Genomic DNA, 16,774 nt, shown 5'->3' with positions numbered 1-16,774 from the left:
CACTTATGACTGTGGCAATTTGTAATCCTTCAAGAGCTCGCGCAGTTTTGTTTTGAGCATCTTGCCGGTGGCGCCCAGCGGAATCGCGTCGACAAAAACCACGTCGTCGGGGATTTGCCATTTCGCGGTCTTGCCGTCGTAGAAGCGGATCAACTCGTCGCGGGTGACATCCATGCCGGGCTTTTTGACGACCGCGATGATGGGGCGCTCATCCCACTTGGGATGGGCCACGCCTATGCAGGCGGCCATGGCCACGGCCGGATGCGCCACGGCGATGTTCTCGATCTCGATGGAGCTGATCCATTCGCCGCCCGACTTGATGACGTCCTTGCTGCGGTCGGTGATCTGCAAATAACCGTCGGGGTCTATGGTGCCGACGTCGCCCGTGGGAAACCAGCCGTCCACCAGCGGGTCGCCGCCCTCGCCCTTGAAGTACTCGCGCACGATCCACGGCCCCTTGACGTACAGGTCGCCAAAGACCTTGCCGTCCCAGGGCAATTCCTCGCCATTGGCGTCGACGATTTTCATGTCGACGCCGTAGATGGCGCGCCCCTGCTTGAGGCGTATCTTCATTTTTTCGGTTTCGGGCAGCGCGTCGTGCTTGTTCTTGAGCGTGCACAGCGTGCCCAGCGGGCTCATCTCGGTCATGCCCCAGGCGTGCAGCACCTCCACGCCGTAGTCCTCGCGGAAGGCATGGATCATGGCCGGCGGACAGGCCGAGCCGCCTATGACGGTGCGTTTCAAGGTGGAGAACTTCAGGCCCGCAGGCTTCATGTGGCCCAGCAGCATCTGCCACACCGTGGGCACGCCGGCCGCATAGGTGACTTTCTCGGCCTCTATCAGCTCGTAGATCGACTTGCCGTCCAGCGCCGGGCCGGGGAACACCAGCTTGGCGCCGGTGAGCGCGGCCGAGTACGGAATGCCCCAGGCGTTGACGTGGAACATGGGCACCACGGGCAGGATGGCGTCGCGCGCGGAGATGCACATCACGTCGGGCAACGCGGCCGCATAGGCATGCAGCGTGCTGGAGCGGTGGCTATAGAGCGCGGCCTTGGGGTTGCCGGTGGTACCGCTCGTGTAGCACATGCTCGAAGCCGTGTTCTCGTCAAAGCTGGGCCAGGCGTAGTCGGCGCTTTGCGCGCCTATCCAGCTTTCATAGCTTTGCAGGTTAGGCACGCCCGAGTCGGCCGGCAGCTTGTCGGCGTCGCACAGCGCAATGTAGTGTTTGATGTTCGGGCAACGGGCGTGCACCGCCTGCACCAACGGCAAAAAGCTCAGGTCGAAGCACAGCACCTGGTCCTCGGCATGGTTGGCGATCCAGGCGATCTGGTCAGGGTGCAGGCGCGGGTTGATGGTGTGCAGCACCCGGCCCGAGCCGCTCACGCCGTAATACAGCTCCAGGTGGCGGTAGCCGTTCCAGGCCAGCGTGGCGACCCGGTCGCTGAAGGCCAGCTTCAGGCCGTCCAGCGCCTTGGCGACGCGGCGGGCGCGCCGGCCCATGTCCTTGTAGCTGTAGCGATGCAGGTCGCCTTCCACGCGGCGCGAGACGATTTCGGCGTCGCCGTGGTGGCGCTCCGCGAATTCGATCAAACCGGAAATCAGCAGTGGCTGGCTTTGCATCAAACCTAACATCGTCGGCTTTCCTTTCCTGCCCGGTGGGCGTATGGGTGAATCAAATCTCTCCGCGGCCATGGTACCCCTGGGGCTTGCGCGCAGGCCTCGGGAAAGTCCCCAGCGGCGGCGCCTTGGCGACACCGGCCAGCCTACTGTCGCCGCCTGGCGGGCGGAAGGCAAAGCCTGTCGCCCGGCCGACAGGTTCTAGGGTCTGTTAACGCTATTTATGCAAATGCGAATGGGGTTAAAACGGTGCCAATCAAGGCGCGCGACGACGCCCAGACCGGGCGTCTGGGTTAGGAGCGCAACGCGCAGTGGCGCCGTTTTAACCCCATTCCCTTCGGGTTGCGATCAAAAAGGCCTTGCGCGGCGTTGCAAAGCCTTGACGGGGTTCACCCCGCCTGCGTTTTGCGCCTTGCTCAAGGCCTTTTTGACTCGCAACGCATCTTGCATAAATAGCGTTAGCAGACCCTAGGTAAATACCCCGTGCGGCAGCCGGAGGACAATGACACCCATGCCCTTTGACCTCGCCTCTTTGCCGCATCGCTTCCTCAGCGGCCAGCCCTGGTTCCCCGGCCTGCCGCAGGAGCACCAGGCGCGCTTGCTGGCGCGCAGCTTCACGCTGGACGGCCGCAAGGGCGAAGTGCTGCTGGGCGCGGGCGCGCCGGTCCAGGGCTGGTATGCCGTTCTGTCGGGCCTGGTGAAACTGCAAAGCACCTCGCCCGAAGGCCGGGTGTCGGCCTTCCTGGGTGTGCCCGACGGCGAATGGTTTGGTGAAGGCTCAGCGCTCAAGACCGAGCCGCGCCGCTACGACGTGATCGCGCTGCGCGACACCACACTGCTGTGCCTGCCGCGCGCCGAATTCGACGAACTGCTGGCCGGTTCCCTGGACTTCAACCACTACCTGGTCGCCCACCTGAACCGGCGCCTGGCCCAGGCCATGACCATCATCGAGGCGGGCCGCCTGCGCGCGCCCGAGCAGCGTGTGGCGCTGTACCTGAGCCGGGTGTTCTGGCAAGGCCGGCGCAAGCTGCTGCTGTCGCAGGAAGAACTGGGCCACCTGGCCGGCCTGTCGCGCCAGACCGTCAACCGCGTGCTGCAAACACTGGAAGGGCTGGGCCTGGTGTCGCTGGAGTTCGGCCGCGTGGCCCTGCTCGATGAGCAGGCGCTGGCCGCCTACGCCAGCCGGCCAACGCAAGACAAGGCTTAACCCCAGCCCGGCACAGGCACTGGGGCAATAGCACAATGAGGTCATGACCCCTGCACTCCACGCCACCGACACGCCTGAAGACACATTGGCGCAGGCCGGCTCCCCCGGCCTGAACTGGGTCAACAGCTTTGCCGCCCTGGGCCCGGACTTTTACACCGAGCTTCAGCCCACACCCCTGCCCTCGCCCTACTGGGTGGGCAAGAGCCGCGCATTCGCGCGCGAGCTCGGGCTTGAGGACAGCTGGCTGGAATCGGCTGACACACTCGAGGCGTTGACGGGCAATCGCCTGCTGCCGGGCGCACGGCCGCTGGCCAGCGTCTACAGCGGCCACCAGTTCGGCGTCTGGGCCGGGCAGTTGGGCGACGGCCGGGCCCTGCTGCTGGGCGAGATAGACAGCCCGGGCGGCCCGCAAGAAATCCAGCTCAAAGGCGCCGGCAAAACCCCGTATTCGCGCATGGGCGACGGCCGGGCCGTGCTGCGCAGCTCGATTCGCGAGTTTTTGTGTTCCGAGGCCATGCACGGCCTGGGCATCCCGACCACCCGGGCGCTGTGCGTCACGGGCTCCGACGCGCCGGTGCGGCGTGAGGAAATCGAAACCGCCGCCGTGGTGACGCGCACCGCACCCAGCTTTATCCGCTTCGGGCATTTCGAGCACTTCAGCTACAGCGGCCAGCATGCCCAGCTCAAGGCCCTGGCCGACTACGTCATAGACCGCTTTTACCCCGATTGCCGCGAGGCGCCGCAGCCCTATGCGGCCCTGCTGGAAGCCGTCAGCGAACGCACGGCCCACCTGATGGCGGCCTGGCAGGCCGTGGGCTTTTGCCACGGCGTGATGAACACCGACAACATGAGCATCCTGGGGCTGACCATAGACTACGGCCCCTTCCAGTTCCTCGACGCCTTCGACCCCAACCACATCTGCAACCACTCGGACGCCCAGGGCCGCTATGCCTACAACCGCCAGCCGAATATGGCCTACTGGAATTTGTTCTGCCTGGGGCAGGCCCTGTTGCCGCTGATAGGCGAGCAGGAACTGGCCCTGGCCGCACTGGAGCCCTACAAGACCTTGTTTCCCGACGCCTTGTACGCCCGCATGCGCACCAAGCTGGGCCTGGCAGACGAGCAGCCGGATGACAAGGTCCTGGTGGACAACTGCTTCAAGCTGCTGGCCGCCAACAAGGTCGACTACAGCATCTTCTGGCGGCGCCTGAATGGTTTCACGCCGCAAAGCGGCCATGAGCCGGTGCGTGACCTGTTCTTCGACCGCGAATCCTTCAACCCCTGGGCGCAGGACTATTCGCGGCGGCTGGCCGGCGCGGACCAGGGGCTGCGGGCCGGCCTGATGCACAGGAGCAACCCGAAATTCGTGTTGCGCAACCACCTGGGCGAAGAAGCCATACGCGCGGCGAAACTAAAAGACTTTTCGGGTGTCGATACCTTGCTTGCCCTGCTGCAATCCCCATGTGAGGAGCATCCCGGCCATGAGAGTTTTGCCGGTTTCCCGCCCGACTGGGCTTCATCGATTGAAATTAGTTGCAGTTCGTAACATCAAAGCCACACCACAGGACCCGGAATATGAGCGCCAAGATCCAGAAAACCGACGCCGAATGGAAAGCCCTGCTGGCCGAAAAAGGGGCCGAACCGGCCGCCTTTGAAGTCACCCGCCACGCCGCTACCGAGCGCCCCTACACCGGCAAGTACGAAGCCGTCTGGGCCGACGGCAGTTACCACTGCATCTGCTGCGGCGCCAAGCTGTTCGACTCCGAAACCAAATTTGACGCCGGCTGCGGCTGGCCCAGCTTTTCCGAGGAAGCCGTGCCGGGCGCGATCGAGGAAATCGTGGACCGCAAGCACGGCATGGTGCGCACCGAAACGGTGTGCGCCAGCTGCGGCGCCCACCTGGGCCATGTGTTCCCGGATGGGCCGACGCCAACCGGCCTGCGCTATTGCATGAATTCGGCCTCCCTCGATTTCAAACCCAAAGCCTGAAGGCGCACGGAAAGCATGGGGCCGGGCCGCGCGCCCGGCTGGGGATCGTTCAAGGGCCTGCGCTTAGGCCAGATAATCAGCACATGAAACTTCTTTTCGACTTTTTACCCATCGTCCTGTTTTTCGGCATGTTCAAGTACGCCGAAGGCCACAAGGACTGGGCAGCCAGCACGGCCACCGACTGGCTGGGTTTTATGGTCTCGGGCGGCGTGGTCGGTCCATCGGAAGCACCCGTACTGCTGGCCACCGTGGTGGTGATCATCGCCACGCTGGCGCAAATTCTCTGGCTCAAGGTACGCGGCAAAAAAGTGGACACCATGCTGTGGGTCAGCCTGGCGCTGGTCACGGTGCTGGGCGGCGCCACAATTTATTTCCACAGTGAAAACTTCATCAAGTGGAAGCCCACCGTGCTCTACTGGGTCATGGGCAGCGCCCTGCTGGTCGGCCAGCTGGTCTTCAAGAAAAACGGCATCAAGTCGCTGATGGGTGCGCAGATGGAGCTGCCGGACGCCATCTGGCGTGCCGTCAATTTCAGCTGGATCGGCTTTTTTGCCGTCATGGGCCTGCTCAACCTGTGGGTGGCCTTCACCTTCTCCACCGACACCTGGGTCAATTTCAAGCTCTTCGGCGGCCTGGGCCTGATGGTGGTGTTTGTGCTGGCGCAGGCGGTTTACCTCAACAAACACATCAAACCCGGCACCACGCCATGATGGCCGGCGTTTCCAGCGCCCTGCCCGTGCGCGCCCATGACATAGAACTGCAGCTGCGGGCGCGGCTGCAGCCCACAAAGCTGGAGGTGCTCGATGAAAGCGCCGCCCATGCCGGGCATTCGGGCGCCAATGCCGAGGGCTACGGCAGCCACTTCCGCATCCGCATCGCGAGCCCGCTCTTTACCGGCCAAAGCCGGGTGGCGCGCCACCGCCTTGTGTATGATGCACTGCAAAATTTCATTGACCAAGGCCTGCATGCCCTGGCGATCGAGATCGTCGAGTCACCCTGAAATCCGCGGCGCCTCCGTCACTCCGGCCGCGAAGGCCAGGCACCATCCAGACGCTAACCCAAGCATTCACCAAAGGACTGCAAGACACCATGAAGAAACAATTTGTACTGGCTACCGCTGTTGCGGCCCTGCTGGCCCTGGGCGCCCAAGGCGTCCTGGCGCAAAACCTCGCCATCGTCAACGGCAAGGCTGTTCCCAAGACCCGCCTGGACTCGCTGGCGCAGCAGGTCGCCAAGTCGGGCCGGCCCGTGACCCCGGACATGGAGGCCCAACTGCGCGAGGAAGTAATCGCGCGCGAGGTTTTCATGCAGGAAGCCGAAAAACGCGGCCTCTCCACGAGCGAGGACGTCAAGGTGCAAATGGAGCTGGCGCGCCAGACCATCCTGATCCGCGAGCTGTTCGCCGACTACCAGAAGAACAACCCGGTCACGGAGGCAGAAATGAAGGCCGAGTACGACAAGTTCGCCGAGGCCAATGGCGGCAAGGAATACAAGGCACGCCACATCCTGGTGGAAAAAGAAGCCGAAGCCAAGGAAATCATCGCCAGCCTGAAAAAAGGCGGCAAGTTCGACGAGATCGCCAAGAAGAAGTCCAAGGACCCCGGATCCGGCGCCAAGGGCGGCGACCTGGACTGGGCCAACCCTTCCAGCTACGTGCCTGAATTCAGCGAAGCGCTGGGCAAGCTGGGCAAGGGCCAGACCACCGAAACCCCGGTGAAAACCCAGTTCGGCTACCACATCATTCGTGTCGACGACATCCGCGCGGCGCAACTGCCTTCGTATGACGAAGTCAAGCCGCAGATTGCCCAGTCGATGCAGCAGCAAAAACTGGCCGCCTTCCAGGCCGACCTGCGCAAAAAAGCCAAGGTCGAATAAGCGGCACAGCGCCGCGGGCACCCTGCCCGTCCCGCCTTCCTGAGAAAAGCAGCCTTTGGGCTGCTTTTTTTCTTGGAGCCCAGCAGATGGGGCGAATTGCCGATTGACGCCGGTGGCGACGGTCGTTCCAATGGCTCACACCTTCTGGAGACCTCATGCCCAAGCGCCCTGCTTTTTCACCCTCCACCCGCATGCACGGCTTGTGGTGGCTTGTCGCATTGGCCGCTTTTGCGCTGACGGCCTGCGCCACCGCGCCGCCGGCGCCCGTGGCCGAGCTGGCGCCCTCCGGCAAGCTCAAAGCCGCCATCAATTTTGGCAACCCCATCCTGGCGATGAAAGATGCCGCCAGCGGCGAGCCGCGCGGCGTGTCGGTGGACCTCTCGCGCGAACTCGGCAGGCGGCTGGGCGTACCCGTTGAACTGGTGACCTTCACGTCGGCCGGCAAGGTGGTCGAAGCGGTCAGGGACGCGCAGGTCGATATTGCCTTTGTCGCGATAGACCCGGTGCGCGGCGCCGACATGCTGCAGACGCCGCCCTACGTCATCATCGAGGGGGCCTACCTGGTGCGAAACGACTCGCCGATACGCCGCAACGAAGAGGTGGACCAGGCGGGCAACCGCGTCGTGGTCGGCAATGGCAGCGCCTATGACCTGTACCTGAGCCGTGAACTCAAGGCTGCCAGGCTGGTGAAGGCCCCGACCTCACCGGCGGTGAGCGACGTCATGGTCGCGCAGAACCTGGAAGTGGCGGCGGGCGTCAAGCAGCAGCTGGAAGCCGACGCCAAACGCCTGCCCGGCCTGCGCCTGCTGCCGGGGCGCTTTATGGTGATCAACCAGGCCATGGGCCTGCCCAAGGGGCGTGAGGCCGGAGCGCGCTACCTCGAGTCCTTCATTGAAGAGATGAAGACCTCGGGTTTTGTGGCGCAGGCCTTGGCGCGACACGGAATCCAGGGAGCGGCGGTCGCGCCGCCCGGCCGCTAGCGCCCGGGAATCACTCCCGCCGCAGGGATTGCAGCATCTGCAGCGCGGGCACATTGACCGCCGCCGCGTCGCCGTTACTCAGGATGGTGAAGCCCACCTGCAGCTCACCGATCGCGACCATTCCCTGGGTCAGGTTGCGGTATTCCCCGGACTTGGGCGCCCGGTCGGTGGCCGAGAAGTAGGCGCCGGACAGGCCCTGGCCCGACAGCTCACGCACGGGAAGCTCCGCCTCGACAGCCTGCGGCTTGGCCTTCTCGGCAGCGGCCGCCACCATCGCGCGCAGGAACTCCGGCGTCAGCGGCTTGGCGTCGGCACGCGCCGACCATATGGGCGTCACCAGAATCTGGAAGTTTTTTTCGGTGATGGACGACAGGAGGACGGTGGGCGGCAGCTCAGGCGCGGCGCGCCGCACCTGGCCGCGCCAGCCCACGGGAAGCGGAATGATCAGTGCCGGCCGCTCGGGCAGCGCCACGCGCATGTCGGCGGCGATGGCGCCGCAGGCGAGCAATCCGGACAGGACGGCAATGAAAATGTTTTTAAACAACCGGTTCATGGACATCCCCCATCTGCGTTGTTGACGATCAGCCTACCCACTTGCGCGCGTTGTGCCAGAGGCTCATCCACGGGCTGCGCTCGCTGGGGCTGCCTGAGGTCCAGCTTTTCTGGATATTGCGGAACACGCGCTCGGGGTGCGGCATCATGGCCGTGAAGCGGCCGTCGGCCGTGGTCACGCCCGTCAGGCCGCTGGCGCTGCCGTTGGGATTGGCCGGGTAGGCCTCCGTCGGCTGGCCGTGGTTGTCGGTAAAACGCATCGCGGCAATCGCCTTGGAGGCGTCGCCCCGGAAGGCGAAGTTGGCATAGCCCTCGCCGTGCGCGACCGCGATCGGCAGGCGGCTGCCGGCCATGCCCTTAAGGAAGATGCTGGGCGATTCCAGCACCTCGACCATGCTCAGGCGCGCCTCGAAGCGCTCGCTGCGGTTGGTGGTGAAACGCGGCCAGGCCTCGGCGCCCGGAATGATGTCGGCCAGCTCGGCGAACATCTGGCAGCCGTTGCACACGCCCAGGCCGAAGGTGTCCTGGCGCGCGAAAAAGGCCTTGAATTCCTCGGACAGCACCGGGTTGAAGGTCACGGAACGCGCCCAGCCCACGCCGGCTCCCAGGGTGTCGCCATAGCTGAAGCCGCCGCAGGCGACGATGCCCTTGAAGTCGGCGAGCTTGGCACGGCCGCTCTGCAGGTCGGTCATGTGCACGTCGCAGGCTTCAAAACCAGCTTCGGTGAAGACGTAGGCCATTTCCATGTGCGAGTTGACGCCCTGCTCGCGCAGCACCGCCACACGCGGCCGTGCCGACAGGTTGAGCGCGGGCGCCGCCGGTACTTTGGCCGAGTCAAACGTCAGTTGCACATGCAGACCGGGGTCGGCGGGATCGCCGGCGGCCGCGTGTTCGGCGTTGGCGCAGTCGGGGTTGTCGCGCTGCTGGCAGATCTTCCAGCTGACCGAGTCCCAGACCTGGTGCAGGTCCTGCAGTTTGGCCGAGAACACGGCCTTGGTGTCGCGCCAGACCTGGATTTCACCCTTGCCAACTTCCAGCGAGGCGTGCTGCGGGCGGGTCTTGCCGATGAAATGGCTGAATTTGGCGAGGCCGTGCTCGCGCAGAGTCTGCATGACTTCGTTGCGCGCGGAAGTCGCCACCTGGATGACGGCGCCCAGCTCTTCGTTGAACAGGGCCTTGAGCGTGAGCTCTTCGCGGCGCGCGCCGACCTGGCTTGCCCAGTTCTTGCTGTCGCCCGTGTCCATGCGGCTGTCGGAAATGCCGTCGCCTTCGACCAGCAGCATGTCGATATTGAGCGACACGCCCACATTGCCGGCAAAACCCATTTCGCAGACCGCGGCGAACAGGCCGCCGTCGCTGCGGTCGTGGTAGGCCATGAGCTTGCCTTGCTTGCGCAGCGCATTGATGGCATTGACCAGCTTGACCAGGTCTTGGGGGTCGTCGAGGTCGGGCACTTCGCCCTCTTCCTTGTCCAGCGTCTGCGCGAGGATGGAGCCGCCCATTCGGTTTTTGCCCTTGCCCAGGTCAACCAGGATCAGCGTGCTGTCGGCCTCGTCACGGTCCAGCTGCGGCGTCAGCGTGCCGCGCACGTCGGGCAGCGTGGCGAAGGCGCTCACGATCAGGGAGACCGGCGAGGTGACCTTTTTGCCGGTATCGCCCTCGCTCCACACGGTGCGCATGGACAAGGAGTCCTTGCCGACGGGAATCGACACGCCCAGCGCCGGGCACAGCTCCATGCCCACGGCCTTGACGGTTTCGTACAGTGCGGCATCCTGGCCGGGCTCGCCGCAGGCGGCCATCCAGTTGGCCGAGAGCTTGACGCGCGGCAGCTCAATCGGCGCGGCCAGCAGGTTGGTGATGGCCTCGGCGACCGCCATGCGGCCTGAGGCCGCCGCGTTGACGGTGGCCAGCGGCGTGCGTTCGCCCATGCTCATGGCCTCGCCGGCAAAACCGCTGTAGTCAGCCAGCGTGACGGCGCAATCGGCCACCGGCACCTGCCAGGGCCCGACCATCTGGTCACGGTGCGTGAGGCCGCTCACGGTGCGGTCGCCTATGGTGATCAAAAAGCGCTTGGAAGCGACCGTGGGGTGGCTCAGCACGGCAATCGCACTTTTTTGCAGGTCCACGCCGGTCAGGTCTATAGGCTTGAGCGTGTGCTTGACGGTTTTCACGTCGCGGTGCATCTTGGGCGGTTTGCCCAGCAGCACATTCATGGGCATGTCGACGGGCGCCGCGGTGTCCTTGTCGGACAGTACCAGCTGTTTTTCTTCGGTGGCGACACCAATCACGGCAAACGGGCAGCGCTCGCGTTCGCAGAAAGCCTGGAACTGCGGCAACGACTCAGGCGCGACCGCCATCACATAGCGTTCCTGGCTTTCGTTGCTCCAGATTTCCTTGGGCGAAAGGCCGCTTTCTTCGAGCGGCACGGCGCGCAGGTCGAACTTCGCGCCGCGCCCGGCGTCGTTGACGAGTTCCGGGAAGGCATTAGACAAGCCGCCGGCGCCCACGTCGTGGATGGCCAGGATGGGGTTGGCCGCGCCCAGTTGGGCGCACTGGTTGATGACTTCCTGGGCCCGGCGTTCGATTTCAGGGTTGCCGCGCTGCACCGAGTCGAAGTCAAGCTGGGCCGCGTTTGCGCCCGAGGCCATGGAGCTGGCGGCGCTGCCACCCATGCCGATGCGCATGCCGGGTCCGCCCAGCTGGATCAGCAAGGTGCCGGCCGGGAACAGAATCTTCTTGGTCAAAGCCGCGTCAATCGTGCCGACGCCGCCCGCGATCATGATGGGCTTGTGGTAACCCCAGCGCTGGCCGGCCACGGTCTGCTCGTATTCGCGGAAATAGCCGGCAAGGTTAGGCCGGCCGAACTCGTTGTTAAAGGCCGCGCCGCCCAGTGGGCCCTCGGTCATGATTTGCAGTGGGCTGGCGATGTGCTCGGGCTTGCCATAAGACGTGGCAGCATCGTCAAACAGCCTGGACACCGTAAAGCCCGTCAAACCCGCCTTGGGCTTGGAGCCGCGGCCGGTCGCGCCCTCATCGCGGATCTCGCCGCCGGCGCCGGTGGAAGCGCCCGGGAATGGCGAAATCGCCGTGGGGTGGTTATGCGTCTCGACCTTCATGAGCACGTGCATCTGCACGTCCTCGGTGGCGCTGTAGGTCTGGCGGCCGGTGGCGTCCGGCGTGGCGTAAAAGCGCTGGCTTTTGTAGCCCTCCATGACGGAGGCATTGTCCGAATAGGCCACCACCGTGTGCTGGGGATGCAGCTTTTCGGTGTTGCGAATCATGCCGAACAGGCTTTTTTCCTGCGGCACGCCGTCAATCGTGAAATCGGCGTTGAAAATCTTGTGGCGGCAGTGCTCGCTGTTGGCCTGGGCGAACATCATGAGCTCGACGTCGGTCGGGTTGCGCTTCAATTGCGTGAAGGCATTGACCAGGTAGTCGATCTCGTCGGCGGCCAGCGCCAGGCCGAACTCGGCATTGGCTTTTTCGAGCGCGGCCTTGCCGCCGGCCAGCACGTCTATGGTCTGCAGCGGCGCGCCCTGCAGCTCGGTGAACAGGCCCGCGGCTTCCGCGCGATCGAACATCACGCTTTCGGTCATGCGGTCGTGCAGCAGGCCGGCGACCTGCTCGCGCTGGGCGGCGCTCAGGGCCGTCTTGCTGAAAAAACCGGTTTTCAGTGTGACGCGGTATTCGGTGATGCGCTCCACGCGCTTGACGGCCAGGCCGCAGTTGTGGGCAATATCCGTGGCCTTGGAAGCCCAAGGCGAGACGGTACCGAAACGTGGCGAGACGATAAAGACCAGGGCATCGCCCTCCTTGCCGGCGGCCGGCGCGCAAGGCTCGCCGTAGCTGAGCAGCGCCGCGAGCTGGGCTTTGGCGGCCTCTGATGGCGGCGATTCGGTCGCCACCAGATGCACAAAGCGGGCGCTGATGCCGACGATCTTGTCGTGGATGGCTTGCAGGCGGGGAAGGAGTTGCTGGACGCGGAAGTCGCTGAGGGCGCTGATCCCGTGGGGTTCGCCCTCAAAAGTCGTCAGGTGCAGGGTCACGGTAGCGGTGGCCTTGTAGTGGGAAGTAGGCAGCTCATGGCTGGGGGTTTAACACCACCTGCAAGCGCCTGTTGCCCTGTTTGTGGCCGGCCTTTGCGGGGTTCGCGTTAACCCGTAATTTTATCAGCGACTGGGGTGTCGGCAGGCGAGGAGCCGCCAAAGCCGGGCAAGTTTCGCTATCCATTCGGGCCAAACACCCCAAAGGCCCTTGCACTCATGCTGAAAATGCATGCCCACGGGAGCGGTGGGATAATCAGGGCCATGAGTATTACTTACAAAGATGCGGCTGGGATCGAAGGCATGCGCCTGGCCGGCAGGCTGGCCTCCGAGGTACTGGACTACCTGGCCCCCTTCGTGAAACCGGGCGTGACCACCAATGAAATCGACCGGCTGGCCCACGACTACATGACCCAGGTCCAGGGCACCATTCCCGCGACCCTGGGCTACGGCCCCCCGGGCTATGTGCCCTACCCCAAATCGCTGTGCACCTCGGTCAACCACCAGGTCTGCCACGGCATTCCCAACGACAAGCCGCTCAAAAAGGGCGACATCGTCAATATCGACGTGACCGTCATCACCAAGGACGGCTGGCACGGCGACAACAGCCGCATGTACCTGGTCGGTGAGGCCTCGATTGCCGCCAAGCGGCTGTGCAACATCACCTACGAAGCCATGTGGCAGGGCATCATGCGCGTCAAACCCGGCGTACGGCTGGGCGACATCGGCTTTGCGATCCAGACCTTTGCCGAAAAACAAGGCTTTTCGGTGGTGCGCGAGTTCTGCGGCCACGGCATAGGCAAAAACTTCCATGAAGAACCCCAGGTGCTGCATTACGGCCGCCCCGGCACGCTCGAAGAGCTGGTTCCCGGCATGACCTTCACCATAGAGCCCATGATCAACGCCGGCAAGCGCGACATCAAGGACGGTCCCGAAAAAGACGGCTGGAGCATCGTGACGCGCGACCATTCGCTGTCCGCCCAGTGGGAGCACACCATCCTGGTGACCGAAACCGGCTACGAGGTGCTGACCCTGTCGGCCGGCAGCCCGGCGATTCCGGCCTTTGTGCCGCAGCAAAGCCCGGTCCAGGCCACGGTCAGCGCCTGAGCGGCGCCCCCATGGCCTCCATGCCCGTGCCGCGCGCGTCCCCTGACACGGCCTCTACGGCAATGACCGGCCTGCCCCAGCTGCGTGAGCAGTACAAGGCCGGCAAAGCCGCCCTGCTGGCATCGCTGGCCGCCAGCGGCGCGTCCTCGCGCGGCATCCACAGCCTGCTGCAAAAATTCGCCCGCCACACCGATGCCACGCTGCAGGCGCTCTGGGAAGGCGCCGGCTTTCCGGCCGCGGCCTGCCTGGTCGCCGCGGGCGGTTTCGGCCGCGGCGAACTGTTCCCACACTCTGACGTGGACGTGCTGCTGCTGCTGCCCGACCACACCGATGTCGACGCCGACCCGGCACTGAAGGCCAAGATCGAGCGCTTCATAGGCGCCTGCTGGGACGTCGGCCTGGAAATCGGCTCCAGCGTGCGCACGGCATCCGATTGCGTGGAGGAAGCCTCCAAAGATGTCACGGTGCAGACCTCGCTGCTGGAGGCGCGCCTGGTCGCCGGCGCCAAAAAGAACTTCCAGCAGCTGCAAAAACGCCTGGCCGCCGTGTTGGATCCACAGGCTTTTTACGTGGCCAAGACGCTGGAGCTGCGCCAGCGCCACAACAAGTTCGAGAACACACCCTACTCGCTGGAGCCCAACTGCAAGGAGTCGCCGGGCGGCCTGCGCGACCTGCAGGTGATCCTCTGGGTGGCGCGCGCCGCCGGCCTGGGCAAGTCCTGGGACGACCTGGCACGTAAGGGCCTGGCCACGGCCTTTGAGGTGCGGCAGATCAAGGCCAATGAAGCCCTGCTAAGCCTGATACGCGCGCGCCTGCACCTGATCGCCGGACGGCGCGAAGACCGCCTGGTGTTCGACCTGCAGACCGCCGTGGCCGAGTCCTTCGGCTATTCGGCCGAGGCCGACGACGGCAGCAAGCTGCCGCGCCGCGCCAGCGAGGCGCTGATGAAGCGCTACTACTGGGCCGCCAAGGCCGTGACCCAGCTCAACCAGATCCTGCTGCTCAACATCGAGGAGCGCCTGAACCCCAACACCTACCCGCTGCGGCCCATCAACGAGCGCTTTTGCGACAAGGCCGGCATGCTGGAGGTGGCTAGCGACGACCTGTACGCGCGCGAGCCGCACGCCATCCTCGAGACCTTTTTGCTCTACGAAACCACTGTCGGCATCAAAGGCCTGTCGGCGCGCACCCTGCGCGCGCTCTACAACGCCCGCGGCCTGATGAACGCCGGCTTCCGCAAGGACCCGGTCAACCGCGCGACCTTCCTGCGCATCCTGCAGCAGCCCGAGGGCATCACCCATGCCATGCGGCTGATGAACCAGACTTCGGTGCTGGGCCGCTACCTCTGGATCTTCCGCAAGATCGTCGGGCAGATGCAGCACGACCTGTTCCACGTCTACACGGTGGATCAGCACATCCTGATGGTGCTGCGCAATGTGCGGCGCTTTTTCATGGCCGAGCACTCGCACGAGTACCCGATGTGCTCGCAGCTGGCGGGCGGCTGGGACAAGCCCTGGATTCTGTACATCGCCGCGCTGTTCCACGACATCGCCAAGGGCCGCGGCGGCGACCATTCCGAGCTGGGCTGTAAGGACGTCCATGTGTTCTGCCGCCAGCACGGCATCGCGGCCGAGGACGCCAGGCTGATCGAATTCCTGGTCGGCGAGCACCTGAGCATGAGCCGCATCGCCCAGAAGGAAGACTTGAGCGACCCTGAAGTCATCGCGGCCTTCGCCAAGCGTGTGAGCAACGAGCGCTACCTGACGGCGCTCTACCTGCTCACGGTGGCCGACATACGCGGCACCAGCCCCAAGGTGTGGAACGCGTGGAAAGGCAAGCTGCTCGAGGACCTGTACCGCTACACCCTGCGCGTGCTGGGCGGCCGCGCGCCCGACGCGGATGCTGAGGTCGAAGCCCGCAAGCGCGAGGCTTTGACCATCCTGGCCCTGCATGCCGAGCCCTTCGAGGCGCACAAGACGCTGTGGGACACGCTGGATGTCAGCTATTTCATGCGCCACGAAGCCTCCGACATCGCCTGGCACGCACGCCAGCTCTCGCGCCACGTCGGCAAGGCCAAGGCAGTGGTGCGCGCGCGCCGCTCCTCGGCCGGCGAGGGCATGCAGGTGCTGGTCTACACGCCGGACGCGCCCGACCTGTTCGCACGCATCTGCGGCTACTTTGACGAAGCCGGTTTCAGCATTCTGGATGCCAAGATCCACACCGCGCAAAACGGCTATGCGCTGGACACCTTCCAGGTCGTCAGCCCGACGCTGACCGACCACTACCGCGAACTCGCGGCCATGGTGGAGGCCGACCTGGACCGCACCATCGAGGAGCCCGGCCCCCTGCCCCCGCCGGGCAAGGGCCGCGTGTCGCGCCGGGTCAAGAGCTTCCCGATCGCGCCGCGCGTGGACCTGCGGCCCGACGAAAAAGCCCAGCGCTGGCTGCTCAGCGTCTCGGCCAGCGACCGTGTCGGGCTGCTGTACCGCATCGCGCGGGTGCTGGCACGCCATCGCATCAACCTGCAGCTGGCCAAGGTCAGCACCCTGGGCGAGCGCGTGGAAGACACGTTTTTGATCGACGGCCCCGAACTGCAGCACAACAAGGCGCAGATCGCGATCGAGACCGAACTGCTCGAAGCGCTCAATACCTGAGTTTCAAGCCCGCAAGTACTGCAACAGGCGGCCCTTGTAGCTGCCGCCGGCCGGCAGTTGCGTCACACGCGTCTCGGTGCGTGAATAGCCCAGCCCATCCATCCTGCGATTGAAGCTGGCCCGGTTGCCCCGGTCCGGGTCCACGATCAGCACCTCGACCCGCGGCTGCGCATGCAGCTCGATGAAACGCGACAGCGCCTCGGGCTGGCCGCGGTCGTAAAGCACGTCGCTGCCTATGATCAGGTCAAAGCGCTCCAGCAGGGGGTTGGCCCGCGACCAGTTGCCGGTCTGGTACTTCATCGCGGGCAGTTGGTTGAGCTTGAGATTTTCCAGCAGGAACTCCGCCGCCAGCGGATGGCAATCGCTGGCGGTGATGTTGCCGCCGCGCCTGTGGACCACCAGGCTGGCCAGCGCCAGGCCGCAGCCCAGTTCCAGGATGCGCTTGCCTTCCAGCTCGAAGGTCAGCATGGCATGGGCCAGCACCCGGCCCGAGGGCCAAAGCAGCCCGAACAGCGGCCAGGCCGAGGAAGAAATGCCCTCGCGCTCGGCCTCACCCAGCGGATCGTGGAATTGCTGCCGGTCCAACAACGAGCGCAGTTGCAGGTCTTCGCCGCTGCCGCACACGGTTTCATACTTGAGCTGGTAGGACGACGAAGGGGCGGTTCCGGCGGCGGGAACCACCCCGGGGACGGGAGCGTGCGGCATGCGGAAAACTTTCCTTGCGTACAACACGCTCAAACGGGGCGAAAT

General features: G+C 64.8%; 13 protein-coding genes. 9 read left to right on the top strand and 4 right to left on the bottom strand.

Annotated elements, in window-relative coordinates:
• Positions 1–3: 3 nt before the first annotated feature.
• On the bottom strand, positions 4–1,632 hold the full coding sequence (locus ACEN8I_RS09175) for a 3-(methylthio)propionyl-CoA ligase (protein WP_413328061.1): 1,629 nt from the start codon (positions 1,630–1,632) through the stop codon (positions 4–6).
• Positions 1,633–2,128: 496 nt separating this feature from the next.
• On the opposite strand from ACEN8I_RS09175, the gene ACEN8I_RS09170 reads away from it, so the two are divergent.
• The 7 genes from ACEN8I_RS09170 to ACEN8I_RS09140 all read left to right on the top strand — a co-directional run bounded on the left by ACEN8I_RS09170 (position 2,129) and on the right by ACEN8I_RS09140 (position 7,668).
• On the top strand, positions 2,129–2,824 hold the full coding sequence (locus tag ACEN8I_RS09170; protein ID WP_413328059.1) for a Crp/Fnr family transcriptional regulator: 696 nt from the start codon (positions 2,129–2,131) through the stop codon (positions 2,822–2,824).
• 43 nt (positions 2,825–2,867) lie between these two features.
• Positions 2,868–4,370 (top strand): protein adenylyltransferase SelO, encoded by a 1,503-nt coding sequence (locus ACEN8I_RS09165; protein WP_413328058.1) that lies wholly within the window; start codon positions 2,868–2,870, stop codon positions 4,368–4,370.
• A gap of 29 nt (positions 4,371–4,399) precedes the next feature.
• Positions 4,400–4,813, top strand: coding sequence for a peptide-methionine (R)-S-oxide reductase MsrB (msrB, locus tag ACEN8I_RS09160; RefSeq protein ID WP_074574249.1), 414 nt, complete (start codon positions 4,400–4,402; stop codon positions 4,811–4,813).
• Between the two features lie 83 nt (positions 4,814–4,896).
• Positions 4,897–5,523: a septation protein A gene (locus tag ACEN8I_RS09155; protein ID WP_413328057.1), complete on the top strand. Its 627-nt coding sequence runs from the start codon at positions 4,897–4,899 to the stop codon at positions 5,521–5,523.
• On the top strand, positions 5,520–5,813 hold the full coding sequence (locus ACEN8I_RS09150) for a BolA family protein (RefSeq protein ID WP_413328056.1): 294 nt from the start codon (positions 5,520–5,522) through the stop codon (positions 5,811–5,813). Before ACEN8I_RS09155 ends, ACEN8I_RS09150 begins: the two co-directional genes overlap by 4 nt.
• An 89-nt stretch (positions 5,814–5,902) precedes the next feature.
• A complete protein-coding gene (locus ACEN8I_RS09145) occupies positions 5,903–6,688 on the top strand; it encodes a peptidylprolyl isomerase (RefSeq protein WP_413328055.1) in 786 nt (261 codons plus the stop codon).
• Positions 6,689–6,879: 191 nt separating this feature from the next.
• Positions 6,880–7,668, top strand: a complete 789-nt coding sequence (locus ACEN8I_RS09140; RefSeq protein ID WP_413328190.1) for an ABC transporter substrate-binding protein — start codon at positions 6,880–6,882, stop codon at positions 7,666–7,668.
• A 10-nt stretch (positions 7,669–7,678) separates the two neighbouring features.
• Here the strand turns inward: ACEN8I_RS09140 and ACEN8I_RS09135 are convergent, their stop codons facing one another.
• Positions 7,679–8,221 (bottom strand): hypothetical protein, encoded by a 543-nt coding sequence (locus ACEN8I_RS09135; protein ID WP_413328054.1) that lies wholly within the window; start codon positions 8,219–8,221, stop codon positions 7,679–7,681.
• Between the two features lie 28 nt (positions 8,222–8,249).
• Entirely contained in the window at positions 8,250–12,266 is a 4,017-nt protein-coding gene (gene purL, locus ACEN8I_RS09130; protein WP_413328053.1) for a phosphoribosylformylglycinamidine synthase, read from the bottom strand.
• Between the two features lie 261 nt (positions 12,267–12,527).
• Between purL and map the strand changes: the two genes are divergently transcribed.
• Together map and ACEN8I_RS09120 are read left to right on the top strand one after the other, a co-directional pair.
• Positions 12,528–13,370 (top strand): type I methionyl aminopeptidase, encoded by an 843-nt coding sequence (gene map, locus ACEN8I_RS09125; RefSeq protein WP_413328052.1) that lies wholly within the window; start codon positions 12,528–12,530, stop codon positions 13,368–13,370.
• Between the two features lie 62 nt (positions 13,371–13,432).
• Entirely contained in the window at positions 13,433–16,024 is a 2,592-nt protein-coding gene (locus ACEN8I_RS09120; RefSeq protein WP_413328188.1) for a [protein-PII] uridylyltransferase, read from the top strand.
• Between the two features lie 3 nt (positions 16,025–16,027).
• On the opposite strand, the gene ACEN8I_RS09115 is transcribed toward ACEN8I_RS09120, so the two are convergent.
• Positions 16,028–16,729 carry a class I SAM-dependent methyltransferase gene (locus ACEN8I_RS09115; protein WP_413328050.1) on the bottom strand — a complete coding sequence of 234 codons (702 nt, stop codon included), beginning with the start codon at positions 16,727–16,729 and terminating at the stop codon, positions 16,028–16,030.
• Positions 16,730–16,774: the final 45 nt, after the last annotated feature.

The sequence above is a fragment of the Polaromonas sp. CT11-55 genome (genome assembly GCF_047303325.1).
Classification (GTDB): Bacteria; Pseudomonadota; Gammaproteobacteria; order Burkholderiales; family Burkholderiaceae_C; genus Polaromonas.
This window is presented reverse-complemented; position numbering and strand designations above follow the sequence as displayed.

Bases quoted from the DNA above. Each gene is read 5' to 3' on its own strand.
- ACEN8I_RS09175 (WP_413328061.1), bottom strand. From the start codon at position 1,632: ATGTTAGGTTTGATGCAAAGCCAGCCACTGCTGATTTCCGGTTTGATC.
- ACEN8I_RS09170 (WP_413328059.1), top strand. From the start codon at position 2,129: ATGCCCTTTGACCTCGCCTCTTTGCCGCATCGCTTCCTCAGCGGCCAG.
- ACEN8I_RS09165 (WP_413328058.1), top strand. From the start codon at position 2,868: ATGACCCCTGCACTCCACGCCACCGACACGCCTGAAGACACATTGGCG.
- msrB (WP_074574249.1), top strand. From the start codon at position 4,400: ATGAGCGCCAAGATCCAGAAAACCGACGCCGAATGGAAAGCCCTGCTG.
- ACEN8I_RS09155 (WP_413328057.1), top strand. From the start codon at position 4,897: ATGAAACTTCTTTTCGACTTTTTACCCATCGTCCTGTTTTTCGGCATG.
- ACEN8I_RS09150 (WP_413328056.1), top strand. From the start codon at position 5,520: ATGATGGCCGGCGTTTCCAGCGCCCTGCCCGTGCGCGCCCATGACATA.
- ACEN8I_RS09145 (WP_413328055.1), top strand. From the start codon at position 5,903: ATGAAGAAACAATTTGTACTGGCTACCGCTGTTGCGGCCCTGCTGGCC.
- ACEN8I_RS09140 (WP_413328190.1), top strand. From the start codon at position 6,880: ATGCACGGCTTGTGGTGGCTTGTCGCATTGGCCGCTTTTGCGCTGACG.
- ACEN8I_RS09135 (WP_413328054.1), bottom strand. From the start codon at position 8,221: ATGAACCGGTTGTTTAAAAACATTTTCATTGCCGTCCTGTCCGGATTG.
- map (WP_413328052.1), top strand. From the start codon at position 12,528: ATGAGTATTACTTACAAAGATGCGGCTGGGATCGAAGGCATGCGCCTG.
- ACEN8I_RS09120 (WP_413328188.1), top strand. From the start codon at position 13,433: ATGACCGGCCTGCCCCAGCTGCGTGAGCAGTACAAGGCCGGCAAAGCC.
- ACEN8I_RS09115 (WP_413328050.1), bottom strand. From the start codon at position 16,729: ATGCCGCACGCTCCCGTCCCCGGGGTGGTTCCCGCCGCCGGAACCGCC.